Here is a 16,772-nt window from a genome sequence, read left to right as displayed (position 1 = left end):
CATGGCAAAAATTGAGTCAAGAATCTCAAACCCTCGATACCTAGAATCAATTGGGCTTACCCTGCTTGATGAGGCTAAATCTGCGGAACCGGGCTACATATTCAAAAAACTGGTCCCTGCAATGGCGTTTTTCTGCTTCGCCTTCGAATCGAAATTAAACGGTTATGGCGATGCAGTATTTTCCGGCCAAGAACTAAAAAAATATATAAATTCCACAATCGCCGGGAAATTTAAATGGTTATGCAACCGTATAGGAGTGGAAGACTCTGACGCTTTTCAGGAGTTATGTGAAACCATTGCATTGATGGTTACCTTTCGAAACTCCTTAGTCCACTCGAAGATCATCACCATCGAAGAAGAGCGCGATTTGAGTGAGCTTGAGAAGCTAAACCCAAGATTTATCCGACCAAAAGCTTCTGATTCTGACTTTATGGAGATCAGATCAATTGAGAACGCTGAGAAGTTTGAAAAAGTCACTACCACGCTTGAGCTAATTTGGTCCAGCCACTGTATAAAAAACCAAATCCATATCGGAGATGATCGAGCCTCTTTATTCTCAAGGGCGCGCATAATTTCCGACGACCTGTAGTGTACCAACTAATAAACAAGGTGTGATAGCTAGGTGAAGCTTAAGGTTAGACCGTTTCTGGCCATCATGCCGATTGCTTGCTAATTGGATACTCACGGGATATTGAAGCTGGTTGTGTGGACTACCAACGCTACGCTGAGCTAATTCGGAGAGACAAAATGACACGAGAAAGAAAGTTCACGGGACCGAGCAACAGGACAGAGATACCTAGCAGCAAGCTCATTGAGGTAATCATCGAGGACGTCATCAAAGCGAAGGAAATGCCCTACGCGCAATGGCTCGCTCTAAGCCCGAATCCCCTGGTGCCGCTCGCTATTCCGTTGTCTCAGGATGGGCAATATCCCGTGACACAGGTCGGCGTGGACGCAGCTCATGCACTGACGCAGCAAAGCTGGCAGTTGTACGAGCCCCTGCGCCAGACGATTGATCGGGAAGCGTTCTCAAGGCTTTCATTTCGGGCAATTGGCGACACGCTTCGCGACTGCCAAATACATCTGCCGGAAGTGACACACGACCAGAAAGGGCAAGAGTGGGTACTGGGTGACAGCTTTTACGTTGCGGTTGCAGAAGACTATAACTTGCGCCTACAGCAACTTGCCACCAGGGCAAGTCTCGATGTAGATAGGCACATTCCTTGTCATCTGTTTCATCTGGATCAAGCAGTACCAGCATTCTCCGTAGGACCGGTGCAGTTCCTGCCCAGAGCAGAATGGCTCGATTCCTTTGTCAAAGACTCGGAGGTCCGCAACCTAATCCGCCAGGTTGAAACCCGTCAGCTGGAGATGGAGAGGCTGACTGAACAATCCACCACCTCCACCGTTGCCCGTCATGCGTTAGACGTCTTGCGCGCGTTGCGCCAATACAGTTGGGTAGCGACGATCCGGATGGAAGGGCATGAGCCTGCTCGTTCACATCTCAAAGCTTCCGTGGTGGTGGGGTTGGCAATCGACGCAATTGGGCTGAGGTTTCAAGTCGAAGATGCTCGGCGGTTCACCAAGGCCGGTAAGCAGCATCTTTTTGCGGAGGATAGATTGGCGACCACGTTGGATGGGCGATTTTTACGCGGAACTAGCGTGCAGATGCCTGGCATCGGTGGCTCCCCAGGCGCGCTAACTGCGAAGATGGTGGCCGAACAGCCCTTCCTGGATGCCGCCGGTTGCATCTTGCAACACTACATCAATGGACGAAAGAGTGGACACGCGCTGCATCTTGTCGAACGCTGGGCCAATGCTCTGTACTGGGTCGGCGAGGCTCGTCGAGAGGCTTCCGACTTCATGGCTGTTGTGAACTATGGCTGTGCCGCCGACGGGCTCTCCGGTGCTGGAGGAAAAGCTAATGATATGACGATCTTCGCCGAGGCCGCGCTCAAACCTAAGATTGAGACGGTGGCCGATGGCACGATTACGGTTGGTGACGCAGTCCACAAGCTTTATCGGGAAGGCCGCAACAAGCTAGCCCATGGCGAAATTCCAGGGCTGCTGGAGGATCTAGCGGAGCCGCGCGCGATTGGAGAAGCATTGATGTCCGCACTGTTCGATGCTGTAACGCCTGTGTTAGCAGATCTCCTGCAAAATGAACCCAACCTATCTGAGCTTGATGGGAAGCTGGCGTATCGTCTGCTTAAGGCAAAACTGGAAGCGAATAGATCCGGTACTTGATGGACGACAAGATCAGCAAGAGTCGAGTGGATACTCTCATACGATGAAACTCACTAAGCCTACTAACATCTTGACCAGTTCCATAGGTTAGACAGCGCAGAAACAAACTAGTTAAATCTACAGCAAACTAGAATGCCAAGCTGAAAAGGCATCAAGGGCGCACAACAGATAACAGTAGAGATGCATTTCCGTGAGCCATAAAAGCAAATCAATGTTTTTGGAAACAGTCATATCGCCGTTCAGAAACAGCTTAATAGGCATGATGACCGACAAACGCAATCCCCATTTTGAAAAAATAATTTCTAGAAGCAAACTCTACATGATCGGTGCTCGCCCCCGTGCCGACTTTGTCAATATGAGGCCGAATGCATATACAGAAGAAATGCAGGTCGACATAGCTATTGGTGGGAAAGTTGTCGACACTGGAACCATCAATCTCGGAACTGAAATTGAAGGAGAAACTTTAGGCGTCTCGTATGACAGAGACATATTAATGATTGGACAGCACTTAGAGGGTGATACTTTCGAAGCAAAGCGGTTCTTCACGCCTGACTCCGTTTACTGGCATCGCTCAAGAGGCGTCAAATATGTTTCTGGATTTAATAATTATGCCGCAGTATGCAATTACGACCTTCTTTATGTAGGGATTGCGAACTCTAGTGGGAGCTTTGATCGACTAATAAATAAAGCACACCATGGTAGATTGGACATTCTAACTCAAGAAAACATCCGATATCCGGAACCTGGCAACAGGGTATCAGATGAGATAATACTCTTCACATTCAATATAGAGCCACTCATAATTCAATCGTGGGGTGCGGAGCACGACGATCCCGACATGGATAAAATGATAACTACCTTTGACCTCAATCGCTCAGTGGCAGACGCCGAAAAGGCATTCATCAGCATGCTGCGCCCCCAGTATAACAAGGTCATTTATGGGCAATATCCAAAAGGTGAAGACGGCTTGTACGACGCGGGCTTTGATATTTATCAATATTTCTTAAATGAGAATATCACCTTCAATACCCCCTCGGGCACATTTGCTGGCAAGAGAGATGCAAATGGTTTCGGCTTTGAGGGAGATGCGATTACGGTTCAAGGAGATTCTGTGCATGTATACGCATCAGAGAACTGAAAGCTTTTCTGCAATCCGAGATGACGAACCTATAAAAGCCCTTTGGAAAATTTAAGGAGTAGCCGAAATGCCTATCACTATACCGGATTCATCTTGGTATCAAAGTAAGAGTTCCGACAAGGGTGTCCCATCGTCATGCCCCTATGCGAACGTGCACAAATGCCCACGTTACTATGCAAGCATATATATGCTTGGCGAAGCCAGAGTAACTACCTCTATCAGTGACAATAAGATTGAGGCCTTGGATTCCTTCTGGAAGGAGTCCGGGTTGTTGCCAGTTATTGAGGAGGAAGATACCGGCATAAGTGGAAGCGATGGAAAGACGACCTCATTTTCAAACTTCTGCCCTGAAGTAACATTTACTTATTTCAACTATTACGCAAGCTATCTAGGCAGGTACGTGGATGAAATTGATAAGGACTGTGGGCAAAGGACTGCTGAAAGGGAAAATATACCAGGCAATTGGAGATATGAGTGGGGCTTTCTAACGGAGTGCCATTATTTGGATTGCGCCGTCTACAATCAGGTCAAAGATTTTAATTCAAAGGGGATAGGTAGATTTGACAGACTTGCCCACTCTAACATTGTAGTCCTCATAGGAAGGATGGAGCAATGCCTTGAGAAAAATGATCCAGCAGGAGTTTTGCATGCCGCAGCTAATATACTCGAAACGACAGCAAAAGATATAATCAAAAGCGACAGTGTAAACAATCAAACTTTGGGAAGCTTCATCGATAAATATACAAATGAGTCATCGCTGCCAGAAAACATAAAGAGTGTGGTGGGTAAAATATATTCCCTTAGAAATACAATGCCCTTGTCTGGCCATGGCAGCACTCAGGCGCCAAGCATCACTATGCAAGATGCGGTTGTTATTGCTGCTGCTACAAAATTCATTGTTGAAGTAGAGTATCGCATGGCCAAAATCTAACGTGTAGAACCTAGGATATTACGCCATGAGATTCTCATAAGCCTGGCATTTTTTCATCGACAGCTTCATAAAGGGCTAAAGGCTAATACTTATTTCCGGCCACTCGCCAGTGTCGCTTTTGGGTCGATAGCTGCCGATCACGGTGAAACGCAATGATGTGGAGAAACGAAACCTCGTTCTGTGAGCATCTCGACGCCGCAGCGTACGAGAATGCCTCGCGAGTATCAAATCGCCGCATGCGGCTTTGGGGGCGTCCGCGCCTAGGCGGTAAGATCTCAGGATCTCATCGCTTTTATGTGTAGACCGGTCAATCTATTCGTCAAGAGCGCGCCTGATCACCCCGGCCAAAGGCCGAGCGACCAAGAATGGAGTTGATCCCTCATAAGGAGTGACCAGGCTGATCAACTGTGACGCACCTATTAGCTCTTTTATTCAGAAAATAGTGAATTCTGCGTACCTAATCTGGTAGAGATTGACGTAACTCTTCAGCAGCTCTATGAACTATCTGGGAGTTGTGTGCGAAGGTAGTTGCACAACGAAGTCGGTCAACGTAACCGTCACGCCCCTTAGCCAGAAGGTTAGCCATTACATGACTCTGCTCCATTGCAGCTCTGATTCTCAAGAATGGTTCAACCATTTCAGGCCGTGGCAAATCCACCAAATCAATCCCCCGCAAAGCAAGCACCTGCGATTCGACAGTTGTAAGTATCTCCTCATTCGTCTCCATAACCTGCTGCTGTAGCTCATTGAAACTTTGGAACAACAAGCTGCTCACCGCAGCTGCGCGCATCGCCACATCAACCACAATCAGTGAAACTACCTTGTCTCTACTCTGGCGCTCGCGAATCTGTTGCTGCCCCTGCCTATTCGCAATCAGAACCGCAGCGAAAACTGCTGCAATAGACCCAATCGCTTGTACCCAGCCAGGACTATCAGTATCGAGCACTCCAAAATGCTCAAACGTTCCGACTAGCAACCAAAGCGTAGGTATTCCCATTATAAGAAGCCACAACCACCACACGGTGAAGAAACCCATCTCGCGAAAAACTGATTGCCATTTCCTCACTTCCAACTCCTAATTGCGCTCCAGTCCATGATAATTTCCTACCATCGCTCAAATCTGCCTGTCTGATCAGCAGCTGGGCGAAATCAGCTTTACGGATGAGGATTCAATCGAGACCTGAGAGTGCTAGTCTGCTTATCCAATTGGAATGTAATGGGACAGACCTTTCCTTTCCCATATGACACGCGCACCTTTCAACAGCCACGTGTGACTCAAAGGATAAATAGTGCCGTCTTCTAACTCATAGATATAGCCTTTGGTAGAAAGACTAATGCTCTTAAGTAAGCCCATCCGCCAAGCTTCCCCTAAATTCATTGAAGGCGGAGATACAAGCTGAATACTCAAAACGTACGAGTTAGCCCTATCTGCAATGATGTGGCTGTGCAAAAAAGCAGTTCGTGATACCACATTTTTTTCATATCTGCGCTCTTCTAGCTCCCGTATCTCCCGCATCAAATAAAACCACTCATTCTCCCCGGTATGGTTGAAGGCTGCCCAACAATGCAGGGCATCATCGAGCCTAAATTCTTCGTCCAACAAATATTTCTCATCCGTTTCAAACATGGCTCACCTGTAAATATGTTTTCCAGATAGATGATCAACAATAATATTTTTCCTTATGAAATAAAAGAGACTTGACCTCCCTACCACGCCCAAGCTTCCAATTTCTACCTCGGGAATCCCGAGCATGATGGTGAAGCAGACTCGCGAGGGTCAAGGTAGAGCTGAGAGAGATAAAAACTTTTAACTAAAATACTGATAACCACACGGTGAAACGCATCTAAAAACCTGATCAAAATATGAAATTTGTCAATGTCATAAACAAAAAACCATTATTCATCAAAATTCATCGCTTTTTGTCAATATCACAAACAATTTCGCCTTGCACTCGAAGTGAGGCGTCTTGAGCGAGGGTTGAAAAAAGTTGAGATGGCCATATGATTTAAAAACAAGCCGTTGCTAAAGTCGATTGTATTTTCAAGATAAAAGTATGCAAAAAAAAATCCTAACGCATGTTCCTTGCGCTCGACCATTCATACCTGACATTGGTGGAAATATAGACCACTCCACCCCCCCTGGAGTTGAATGGGTATATGCCGGACCAATAGATAGCATACAAAAACTCCCAATAATACTATTAAACGACGGGTCAGTATGGGAGGAAGGAACTGCATTTTTAATTAGCAGACTACTAGATAAAGATTTCAACCGAACTACCTTACAGTTTGGCTCCGCCTCAAGAAAAGCAGATGATTTAGTTTTCTTCATGAGAGTACTTGAGGAACTCGGGATAGATTACCGGGCTGATGAGCGCTTTAAAATTCGCCGCCCCACCTATGCATTTCTTGAAGAAATTTCTAATCGGGTGAATAAAGGCTTCTCACAGGAGAGTGCAATTAGAATCGTAGGGGTTATTGTTGAATTTTATAAATGGAGGGACTATACGACTCAGTGCCTCTCAGTTTTTCCTCGCTGGGTAGAGTCGGCCAGGTCGCGAACAACAGTTGACCGAATGGGTGTCGAAATACAAGTAGCATATACAACAAACGACCTTGTCGAAACATTGAGAAAAATGCCAATTGAAGCAGACCCAAATTTCATATGGGACGAAGCTAAACTCAAACCGCTAACTCCAGAGCAACAAGAACTGATGATACAGGCGCTGTATGGCCTAGGGAATACGGAGATGTTTCTTGGGTTCCTGATAGCCCTTGAAACTTCTGCGCGAATACAGACAGTTTTTACTTTACGGTCAAAAGCCTTTAAGCGGGTACGTCACGTCGACGAAAGAGTAGTAAGAATTACCATAGGAAAAGGAAGTGATGTAGACAATAAACGAAATAGAAAACACCACATTGAAATTCCGGACTGGCTATATGACAAGCTTCACATTTACTCAAAATCTCGCCGACACTTTGACCGCTCAACAATTAAATGCAAATTACCGGAAGATAAAAAATACTTATTTTACACAGCATTCGGAAACCCATACTACACAGGGCGCTTGGACAAACTATCAACATCTCATACCGGGGGAGCTGTAAGAGTTTTCTTGTGCACTAAGTTGATCCCTAAACTAAAAAGTCAAGGTCACAATATGAAATTCCGCTTTCACGATCTACGGGCATCCTACGGTTGCAACAAACTTGACCACGGCCTAACGCTAGTCGAGGCGGGAAAACTCACTCTGGACGCTGTTATGCGTAACTTACAAGACTCAATGGGTCATAGTGATATCAGGGTAACTTATCGATATCTAAACTATCGAGGTAATCATCCCACGGCCCAGGAAGTAAGCAGCGAATGGGAACAGAAGATACTTAAAGACATTTTGAGCCGACTGGGCTTGCTAGAATGAAATACGTTTCTCCGTGCACTACCATCATCTCACTGGAGGAAATGATGGAAAATGGTGCTCTTGAACTCTATCTTGATGATATAGAGTCGGTCGGAATTGAAACTGAGAACAAAACAACATATATAGACTTTGGAGCCTATGCCTATAAAAACAGAATTAAAATTGACGGGAAAAATAGAGTATTAACCTCCAGCTTAGACCCCAACCGTAAAGCAATGCTGCAAAACTTATTTGATGATATTTCTTCAGACTTGAGGACTGGCAAGAAAAAGATAATCACTATTTGGACCACAGTCCTTCGAGTCATGAAACCTATTTTCTATTGGCTGGACAATTTAGCTAGCTCTAACAGCCTAAGTTCATCAGAAGACATTAAGGCCAGGTATGAGGAATATACGTATTTCCTAATTAACTCCAAACCCAATTTATCAGCTCGCTCGCGGGCGCGCTTACAGGAAGCGTCCCGTTATTTTTTTCGGCTCGCGTCCTCTGAGCCCCGCTTGTCAATAGGGCAAGGCGTACCTCGATTAAAAGGAGGTCAAAATCCTACTTTGCCTCCCGAGGAGAAAATAGTAACGGAAAACCTGGCAATGGCTTACCAACTGTTCACTCAACTGAGCGGTTTCGTATTAGATTCCTTACCCTATCCATTTAGTCTGAAATTGCCAGACGAAGCAGTGAACATCATCCCGTGTAATATCTGGGTGATGCCTAAACATCGCTTAGCCAAAAGGGGGATTTCCGAACAAGGGAACTGGGTGTGGGATTACGAGTCAGGTGAAATCAATAAAGTCGAACTAGTTCAAGAGAAGTATGGATATGACTCCTATACCGCATCCAGGGAAATACTTGCAGCTAAAAATCAACTCGACTCGGCGAATATCAACCCAAGATCAGTTCACCGATTGCGGTTAGCATCCCTCGCACGAACTGGTTTTCAAGTTCTGATGCTATCAGCAACTGGCGCCAACATAAGCGAATTCATAAAGTTCCCTTGGAATTCGGACATAATTTCAGTTCCAGGCGAACGCCAAGGATTCCGTGCATACAAAGCGAGAGCACGCAAGGAGGTCTACTTCGAACTACAAAGTTCATTCGTCCCTTTGCTGAACAGATATTTAAAGTTGAGATCATTTTTATTGGAAGGTCGTCACTGCTCAACGCTGTTCTTTAGAGAAGGAAAAGAACAATTTCGCACAATAGATCCTCAATTCCTAGTTACGTACTACAGACAAATAAAAAAAATGCTTTCGCCGGCCATGCAGCCAATCACGGCAACGGAGTTCAGAAAGTACAAAAGCAACTGGATTATTGACCGAAAAGGAGTAATTACGGCCAGCGAGGTCATGCAAAACACTCCCAAGGTAGTAGAACTTCATTATTCAGGATCAAATAAGAAAAAGCATCAGGCCGAGTTCACAAAATTTTATTCTTACATGACTAGACTCAGCGCGGACTCAGCTGGATTAATTTCGAGTACATCAAGCGGTGCATGCTTGAACCTCGGCTATCCAGAAGACGATGGTTCAGGTCTAGGCGTCGATAAGAACTGTGATGATTTTTATGGGTGTGCATTTTGTAAGTATTACGGCTTACATGCTGACGAAGAAGATCTTCGTAAACTTCATAGCATGGTAGCCGCTCTAGAACTCGTCCAAGAGAACTCTGCTGACTTTAGCGATGCACTAAATCAAACGCTGACAAGAACTAGGGGAAACATATCTTCCATTTTAGCAAGTTCGCCTGACCTCAATGACACCAACGAACGAATTGCTTCTGACATAAAGAATGGAAATCTAGATCCATTCTGGCAAGCACAGGTAAATCTTTGGATCATTACAGGAAAAATCAGATGAAGATCTCAACTCCACTCCCCTCATCCGATTACAACATCTGGTTGAAGCCATCTTTAAAACCGTCATATCTTCCCGCAGAAGATATTGTCGTTTGCAGAGACTCAAAAGCTAGAATCGTTTCCCGATTTTGCGATTGGATTTGGGATTTCAGAGTATATGTAAACTCTACGAAAGCAACAGGGAAAATTAACTTTAATAGGGAAATATACCGAACAAACCTAGGATTGCTTTTAGACGTCAAACACTTGCTTTGGATTGCCATAAATACTCATCAGAGCAATAGCGGTGAATATTCTGTTTCAAGCTACATTCGCTGGCACTCCGTGTTGCTATCAATGTCATCCTATTGTGTTGAAAAAGCTATTACCTTGGAAACTATTCTTTCTTCAAAAGCTATTTTCAATGATTTCCTACGCTTCAAGTGTCATAAAACTCAAACCGCGAATGCAATAACTTTACTCAGAATCTTGCACTCTGTTAACAGAAACATAACAGGTTGCTTAATCGTAGAGCCGTCCCACAAGGACCACAGAACTAATGAAGATGATGACTTTTATCAGACTCTAGTGATACCTTCTAGAATCCTCTTCCACTGTATCAACAAGGTCAAAAAGTCAGTGGACGAATTTGTTTCCCACGCCGAGCGTCTAGAGAAAGTAGTTTTACTGCTAGCAAGCCCTCGATCTACAGAGGACTTCAGAAATTTAATTCAGAGCAACTCTCTAGAAAAACTTGCGGAAGACCACAACATAAAGAACGCAACAAATCTATCAACCTACCTTTCTATGATTCAATTTTGCTCTAAGACAATGATTCACATTTATTCTGGCATGCGTAGAGACGAAGGGTATAGCCTGCTGCCAGGTTGTTTCAGAAAAGAGGTAATCGACGATGACGAGGGCTACTGGATACATGGGATCACCACGAAGATAGCCGGTTACCGAAAAAAAACCGCATGGGTAACAAGTTACGAAATTGCGCCAGCCATGCAGGCGGCTGAAAAAATATATTCGTGGATTAATTCGCTATGCTCTCTTCCCAACGATGCTCCTTTATTCTCTAACACAAGTCATTTTTCCTTTTCGATTTCTCACAAAAGGACAATAGCGGACCACAACGATCACAAGTTAGCAAACCTTACCCACCATAGATTTAATCACATCTTCAGCGGCCCAGAATTTCTTATTACGAATCAAGATTATGAAGAAATACGATTTATTGAATACTCCAGGAATTGGGAGCAAGAAAAAAGATTCATACCGGGAAATTTGTGGCATTTCACCACTCACCAGTTCCGACGCTCGCTTGCTTATTATGGCATAGATAGTGGCCTTATAAGTTACTCGGCATTACATAGCCAACTTAAGCATATTCGAATGCAAATGACTGTTCACTACACCAAGGGCGGCGCAGCGGCAAATTCATTCTTCGAAGGTGCTTCTATCCACTTCAGGCATGAATACTCGAAAACTAAAAGCATCGTCAACGGATTGGATTATGTTAAGAATATCCAGCTATCGGAAGAGCGCCTTCACGGCGGCCATGGGCTGCATGTTGAGAAAAACATCAAACCTATCGGGAAAACCGAGATATTACTCAATAGGCAAATTACTGTGAAACAAGTTGAGAGTGGGCTAATTGCTTACAAGCGCCGTGCAACCGGTGGATGTGTCAGTCCTACTCCATGCCACCGGCACCTTATATCACCGCTCTCGGCTTGTACTACATGCAAGGATGGAGCTGTAATCCCTTCGCTTTTGGCTTCAGCCACTGAGACCTATATTCGTTTTATGGAAACGCTTGAGCCTGGTTCGCCTGAACACATCATGGCACAGCTTGAGCTTAACAAAGCCATCACGCTGAGTAAAAAACTCAATATCGGAAGTTAGGATGCTATAAATGAATTTGAAAGAATGCTTTTTAGCACTTGAGCGACTGCTAGCGGGCAAGCCAAATAAAATAGTGGGCGCTTACAAGATAAATAATGACACCGTCGCTCTAGAGGCGGGGTTCCCCCGTGGTAGCATCAAGAAATACAACAGCACACATAAGCTGCTAATTGAGGATATCCGTCGGCATCATGGTAAGTCTTTCAATAAATCAAACTCTGTGAAAGACCAACTTAACAAAAAGAAAGAAGAGATAAAAAAGCTAGAAAAGGAACTTAATGACTCACTAGCTCGTGAAGCACTTATGATCAAGCGAATTATAGAACTTGAATCATCGCTTCGTTTGAATAGCAATGTTCATCCGATCAGATAAATTAAATCATCTCCCTGAGAGCTTCGAGTTAATTATTCAGAGATAATTTTCTCTTAGTAGAGGACTGCAACAGATGTGTTCAAGCCTCAGCATTTTGACGAGCTTTTACGAGCCTGAGCAAGGTGCTCCGGGAGGCCCCAGTTGCCACACAGACCTCCGACCAACTGCTTCCCCTATCCAGCATCGCCAGGATCGCAGTGTTGCGCTCATGGTTCGCTGGACGGCCTTTATAGGACCTTTCCGCTTGTGGCTTGAGCTTGTCGCGTTCCTTGGCCTGAGCGATGCCCTGGGTGGTCCTGCGGCGTCTGTCCTCATAGTCCTTGCGCGCGATGGCAGCCAACATATCAAGCATCATTGAGTTAAGGGCGTCCATCATCCTCATGGTCATCTCATCCTCCGCCTTCATCATCATGTGTGAGGTAGGCAGGTCAAGGGCGACAATACGAACTTTCCGTCGCAACAGCTCAGCCTTGAGGCGGTCCCAGTCCTCGGCATTAAGTCGTGAAAGGCGGTCCACTTGTTCGATCAGGAGCACGTCTCCGGGGTGACTGTCGGCCAGCAGCCGGAACAACTCTGGACGCTTGAGACTGGCACCAGATTCGTTCTCTGCGTACCAGGATGCTATTCGCAAACCGCGCTCCTGTGCGAACGCTTCGAGGTCTGCTCGGGCTCGCTGAGCATCTTGGTCTTGAGTAGAGGCGCGGAGGTAGGCACGGATGTACATGGAACAGCTCCGGTTCGCTTTGGGTGGTTCGTATAGCATAGGTTCGTTTTGACTGGTCAACCATTAATTATCGAACCGGCTCAGGGACGCACTCATCTGGTTCGCTAAAAGCATACCCATTTAGAACCGTTCCCTAATCTCGTTAATCACATCGGATTCCGATGAGTTTCCTGTTCAACCAGCGCAGCCTTTGAAGCCCTTTCAGGGTCAGAATGCGGGCATACTTCTCTCGCTCCACCAGGTGAGCCACGGCCAAAGGTCAGTTCCTTATGCGTGATGATGGTGGGCCGCTTCCTTCCATGGTCATCTGGGAATAACAATTGGACCCACTTGGAGAGCGGCTCAAATCTGAGCCGATGTCCAGGTCCAGCATTTTACAGATGAAGCCTGGCGAACGGTGAGGTGCGCCTGGGAATCCTGGGCGAAGGCTCGATGACACCTCAGCGGGCTTGCTGGGGGCCGTAGGGGTAGGGCCAACCAGGGCACTTCAAGGTGGGCTCTCAAATTTTTTCGGAAAAATTATTTGGCTCGGGGCGAATGCAGTACCACCGATGCCCTTGTTACGCTGATTGGCGTGATTAAACAGACCAGACATCGAGCCATTTTCCCGTTTCTAGAAATAAGAACTTGGGGCCCAAGCTACGCGGCCTGGAGGGTGATTTGAGTGCATGAATTCTGCACTCAGTCACCGGATGCACGTCTACGTCATCCTGCCGCGCCCCCTCCGGAGGAAACTGTGGTTACCCCACTAAGCCCAACGCTGCGGGTAGCCCAGCCCCAACGGCAGCGCTCACCAGTGGGTGCTCAAGGAACTTGCTCAGGAGCCCTTTGGCCTCTGATTTGTCTTTGGCGGAGGCGTGGGCGGACTCAATGGCGGTCAGCACTTCCTTCATGGCAGCTTGCAGGTGTTGGACGTTGTGATCGCCGATTTGAATGCCTGTAGAACCGTGGATGGTGATGTGGTTCGTGGTCGTGCCGGTAGGCTTTCTTGGCGTAGCACGGACCTTGGACAGCTCCAGTGCGAAGTGACCAACCATTCCACCTAGCCCGCTCTGGTAGTTCACGTCTTCAACATCGAACTCCACCTTATTACCGTTGGGCAGAAGCTGAAAGACCTTGTCTCCCTCCGCAACATCAATGTTGTTGCCCATGATCGTGAGGCGAGGTTGAGTGAAGCAGCACGAGTGCCGCCCGATCTCTCGCCCTGCACGTTCTATGATTACGGTGTCTTCTTCCATATCAGCGAATGGGTTCACGTCCAGTCCTCGGTTGAACATCGAAGTGCCATCATAAGTTCAGCCCATCCCCACCGCTAGCGGCCTGTCCCGTTCATGACGAGAACACTAGAGATGCCCTTAGAGGCACTACCCATGATCGACCAGCAGGAGCCCCAGTATGCCCCCCTACCCCCATCACTGGTGGTGTAGGTGGTCTGTGGCCTCATGGTCGCCCTGGGCAGGTAGCCCATGATCTGACACAGCGAGGATGCCCAAAGTCCGGCACCACGCAGAACGTGATGAAGCCCCCGGATCACGACTGGGTGATCCTAAAGTGGTCCCTCGGGAGGACTTGTGCTGTAGCAGCATGCGTTGACCCACCAATTCTTGGCTACTGCCAGGGATCAGGGAGTAGTATTTCCTCCCGCCCCTTCTCGATTTCCATGCTCAACACCGCCCCGAGAGTGTTCGCCAGTGTTTCCCAGTGCGCAGCTTTGGCCTTGTACTGGTCAACATCAGTCCAGCCTCCTCGCTCTGCATTCAGTGCAGCGACAGCAGCGGTGGATGAACGCTCACAAGCGGCCCCGTATGCAGACAGTAAGCGGCGATTCTGAGGGGTATCGGGCCATTCCTGATTCTGCTCGAAGTCATGCCTGCTGACTGCGTGGGTGCTTCCTGCTAAGGATAAGGTCGACATATCTATTCTCCTTCCAAGATGGAGTGCTTCTGAGGCCGGCAAATGCCCCCCATCTAAGCCAAGTACACGACCGAAGTATTTCTAGTGCCGCTTGTCGTGGGCGGAGGTGTGCATGAACTGAGCCTCCCCTGGGAGCTGACATAGCTAGCCCAGGACGCTTTCAGCCCGGAACGAGCCCGGCAAGCCCCCCCGGATCACTGCTTGGCGGTCCTTCAGGCACACCGTCTGGACAAGACAGGTAGATTGCTCCCCTTGCTTAATCGCGGCGTTGTATAGTCTGAACCCTAACTCGAATGGATGCGGCGCCAAATGGAAGACCTAGCCACCAAAGTCCTACCCCTCGTCCAGACTTTGGTACCTGGCTTCATCATGACCATGATTTTCTATTGGCTATCGGAGTCACCGAAACCTAGCCAGTTTGAGCGGAGCATTCAGGCGCTCATCGGTACAGCCATCATTAGCCTTGTAGTCGCTGGCCTTAAGTGGGGTTTGTTCTATGTAGGTCACCGCTGGTTCATCGTCGGTGACTGGAGTTCCACAGTCGAGACCACCTGGGCCGTAAGTATTGCAGTCATCATTGGGTTCGGGCTTTCCTATGCCGCAAACCATGACACCTTGTATCGAATAGCGCGGGACAAGGGCCTAACGTCCCGTGCCTCTTACAGAGAGTGGATCTACGCGTTCAGAAAATTTCCAGGACGCGCCGTGGTCCTCAATTTTTTAGATGGCCGCAGACTTTTTGGCTACCCTTTGGTCTGGCCTACCGATCCGAAAGACGGGCACTTTATGATGCAGTACCCCGCCTGGATCGTGGATGATGAATACGTTGACTCACCGGGTGTGGAGTTTCTCTTGGTCTGCAACGTCGATGTCTATTTTGTGGAACTCTTGATCCCACCGGAGAATTGAAAATGAGTGATCAGAAACGTCCTTCGAATGGGGGAAGACGCATTCACGTAAACGATGGCATGAATGTGAATCCACCCGCTCCCACGAATATCCGCCCCTCTGTGGCGCCCAAAGCCCCGCCACCCCCGCCTAAGAAAAAATGACAGGGCTGGTTCAGGCCCCGACCAAGGCATTCTTCAGAAGCCATTCGCGCATGACTTGAAAGGAGTTGGGTTGCGCGCGTTGATCTTCATCCTCCACTGCATGATTTGGCCGTTTGCCATCCAGGAAGTCGAAGAACACCTCGATGATAGAGGGGTCATTCTTCGCAGGCTGATCGGCGAGACCCAATCACGGAGGAGAGACACGGCGTGGGCCCTGAGAGCTTGCGGTGAGGATGTCGGCTCCGCCCTCAGGCGCTCCCACTCAGCTTCAACCTGACGGTTCAAGCGATCCACCTCACGGCTAGCCAGGAGCACATCCGCGCTCTTGAGCTTAACCTTCACGAGTTTTTTGCCGTATCGAGGCTGGAGTTCTTTCGGAATGGGCCGCTGATAGTCCAGCGTCCCTTTGCGGGAATAGGTGTAACGGAGGTTCACTTGAAGGGGGTCAAAGCTAGCTTTCATCGAGTAGTTACCACAAAGGTTACCACGCGAGATGGGTTTTAGAGCCCGCAAACCCTTGATTTCAAAGGGTTTCATGGAGATTTAATGGTGCCGGAGACAAGAATCGAACTTGCGACCTACTGATTACGAATCAGTTGCTCTACCGACTGAGCTACACCGGCCATACTCTCCGGGTCGGACAGTATCAGGTACGTTTTGGTACGTCGAGCCCCTTCTAAGATACCATCTCCAAAGCTATGGCTGAGCGCCTTGGTACCAGCTCGGCATGGACCTCAACAGCACTCAGACCGGTCTGCCTCCCGGCTTCGCTTAGCACCTCAATGGCGGATCACGTGCCGAATCCACCACCCGCGTATAGAAATTAAAGCTCGCTCCCAAACCTGGGATTAACAACCATCGGCACAAAATCCCCAGTTTTGGACAAGCTCGTCGATAGCGAGAGAGACCCTCGAATCAGCCATCAGCTCACTAGGAAGGAAGCTCAGTGACACGGCGATGGCCATCTGGAAATCATCCAGCGCTCTCGGATCAAAGGGCCAAATTTGAAGCCTCATTATGGAAGAGTCAGTAAACTGATATTCATCGAGGACTTCTACGTGATGGGCCAGTTGCTCCCATTCGCTCAATGATAGCGCGTACGTCCTTTGACGACGATCAGCCAGCATAGTGGATCGTGTCCCGGGAAGTGGTGTAACTGAACCAGCCGAAGGCGCCCTGCGGGCGAAAGAGGATGGTCATCGTGGTTCTTGGCTAACGTTGAGTTT

Annotated in this window: 16 protein-coding genes and 1 tRNA gene; 9 read left to right on the top strand and 8 right to left on the bottom strand. The window is 47.7% G+C overall.

Annotated elements, in window-relative coordinates:
• Nucleotide 1: 1 nt before the first annotated feature.
• From ACIPZC_RS06910 to ACIPZC_RS06895, 4 genes are all read left to right on the top strand, one after another.
• Nucleotides 2–589, top strand: coding sequence for a hypothetical protein (locus ACIPZC_RS06910; RefSeq protein ID WP_400625830.1), 588 nt, complete (start codon nt 2–4; stop codon nt 587–589).
• 158 nt (nt 590–747) lie between these two features.
• Nucleotides 748–2,247 (top strand): hypothetical protein, encoded by a 1,500-nt coding sequence (locus ACIPZC_RS06905; RefSeq protein ID WP_400625828.1) that lies wholly within the window; start codon nt 748–750, stop codon nt 2,245–2,247.
• A 190-nt stretch (nt 2,248–2,437) separates the two neighbouring features.
• Nucleotides 2,438–3,385 carry a hypothetical protein gene (locus tag ACIPZC_RS06900; RefSeq protein WP_400625826.1) on the top strand — a complete coding sequence of 316 codons (948 nt, stop codon included), beginning with the start codon at nt 2,438–2,440 and terminating at the stop codon, nt 3,383–3,385.
• A 67-nt stretch (nt 3,386–3,452) separates the two neighbouring features.
• Nucleotides 3,453–4,316, top strand: coding sequence for a hypothetical protein (locus tag ACIPZC_RS06895; protein WP_400625824.1), 864 nt, complete (start codon nt 3,453–3,455; stop codon nt 4,314–4,316).
• A 457-nt stretch (nt 4,317–4,773) separates the two neighbouring features.
• Here ACIPZC_RS06895 and ACIPZC_RS06890 read toward each other — a convergent pair whose 3' ends face one another.
• Entirely contained in the window at nt 4,774–5,382 is a 609-nt protein-coding gene (locus ACIPZC_RS06890) for a hypothetical protein (RefSeq protein WP_400625822.1), read from the bottom strand.
• 132 nt (nt 5,383–5,514) lie between these two features.
• Nucleotides 5,515–5,943 carry a hypothetical protein gene (locus tag ACIPZC_RS06885; protein WP_400625820.1) on the bottom strand — a complete coding sequence of 143 codons (429 nt, stop codon included), beginning with the start codon at nt 5,941–5,943 and terminating at the stop codon, nt 5,515–5,517.
• Nucleotides 5,944–6,370: 427 nt separating this feature from the next.
• Here ACIPZC_RS06885 and ACIPZC_RS06880 point away from each other — a divergent pair, with 427 nt between their 5' ends.
• From ACIPZC_RS06880 to ACIPZC_RS06865, 4 genes are read left to right on the top strand one after another with little or no spacing between them, the layout of a single operon-like run.
• Nucleotides 6,371–7,738, top strand: coding sequence for a hypothetical protein (locus ACIPZC_RS06880; protein WP_400625818.1), 1,368 nt, complete (start codon nt 6,371–6,373; stop codon nt 7,736–7,738).
• Between the two features lie 44 nt (nt 7,739–7,782).
• Nucleotides 7,783–9,594 (top strand): hypothetical protein, encoded by a 1,812-nt coding sequence (locus tag ACIPZC_RS06875; RefSeq protein WP_400625816.1) that lies wholly within the window; start codon nt 7,783–7,785, stop codon nt 9,592–9,594.
• Nucleotides 9,591–11,483 (top strand): hypothetical protein, encoded by a 1,893-nt coding sequence (locus tag ACIPZC_RS06870; RefSeq protein ID WP_400625814.1) that lies wholly within the window; start codon nt 9,591–9,593, stop codon nt 11,481–11,483. Before ACIPZC_RS06875 ends, ACIPZC_RS06870 begins: the two co-directional genes overlap by 4 nt.
• 10 nt (nt 11,484–11,493) lie before the next feature.
• Nucleotides 11,494–11,856 (top strand): hypothetical protein, encoded by a 363-nt coding sequence (locus tag ACIPZC_RS06865; RefSeq protein WP_400625812.1) that lies wholly within the window; start codon nt 11,494–11,496, stop codon nt 11,854–11,856.
• A gap of 79 nt (nt 11,857–11,935) precedes the next feature.
• Here the strand turns inward: ACIPZC_RS06865 and ACIPZC_RS06860 are convergent, their stop codons facing one another.
• The 3 genes from ACIPZC_RS06860 to ACIPZC_RS06850 all read right to left on the bottom strand — a co-directional run bounded on the left by ACIPZC_RS06860 (nt 11,936) and on the right by ACIPZC_RS06850 (nt 14,494).
• Nucleotides 11,936–12,580 carry a recombinase family protein gene (locus tag ACIPZC_RS06860; protein WP_400625810.1) on the bottom strand — a complete coding sequence of 215 codons (645 nt, stop codon included), beginning with the start codon at nt 12,578–12,580 and terminating at the stop codon, nt 11,936–11,938.
• A gap of 740 nt (nt 12,581–13,320) precedes the next feature.
• Nucleotides 13,321–13,836: an RIP homotypic interaction motif-containing protein gene (locus tag ACIPZC_RS06855; protein ID WP_400625808.1), complete on the bottom strand. Its 516-nt coding sequence runs from the start codon at nt 13,834–13,836 to the stop codon at nt 13,321–13,323.
• Between the two features lie 352 nt (nt 13,837–14,188).
• Complete coding sequence (locus tag ACIPZC_RS06850; RefSeq protein WP_400625806.1) at nt 14,189–14,494, bottom strand: hypothetical protein; 306 nt, start codon at nt 14,492–14,494, stop codon at nt 14,189–14,191.
• A 309-nt stretch (nt 14,495–14,803) separates the two neighbouring features.
• Between ACIPZC_RS06850 and ACIPZC_RS06845 the strand changes: the two genes are divergently transcribed.
• On the top strand, nt 14,804–15,403 hold the full coding sequence (locus ACIPZC_RS06845) for a DUF6338 family protein (protein WP_400625804.1): 600 nt from the start codon (nt 14,804–14,806) through the stop codon (nt 15,401–15,403).
• Between the two features lie 176 nt (nt 15,404–15,579).
• Here the strand turns inward: ACIPZC_RS06845 and ACIPZC_RS06840 are convergent, their stop codons facing one another.
• The 3 genes from ACIPZC_RS06840 to ACIPZC_RS06830 form a co-directional block, all read right to left on the bottom strand.
• A complete protein-coding gene (locus tag ACIPZC_RS06840; RefSeq protein WP_400626357.1) occupies nt 15,580–16,008 on the bottom strand; it encodes a DUF6538 domain-containing protein in 429 nt (142 codons plus the stop codon).
• 85 nt (nt 16,009–16,093) lie between these two features.
• Nucleotides 16,094–16,169: transfer RNA gene (locus ACIPZC_RS06835), tRNA-Thr, on the bottom strand.
• A 225-nt stretch (nt 16,170–16,394) separates the two neighbouring features.
• Complete coding sequence (locus ACIPZC_RS06830) at nt 16,395–16,673, bottom strand: hypothetical protein (RefSeq protein ID WP_400625802.1); 279 nt, start codon at nt 16,671–16,673, stop codon at nt 16,395–16,397.
• Nucleotides 16,674–16,772 lie beyond the last annotated feature (99 nt).

This window comes from Pseudomonas sp. NPDC089743, from assembly GCF_044748785.1.
GTDB lineage: Bacteria > Pseudomonadota > Gammaproteobacteria > Pseudomonadales > Pseudomonadaceae > Aquipseudomonas > Aquipseudomonas putida_X.
This window is presented reverse-complemented; position numbering and strand designations above follow the sequence as displayed.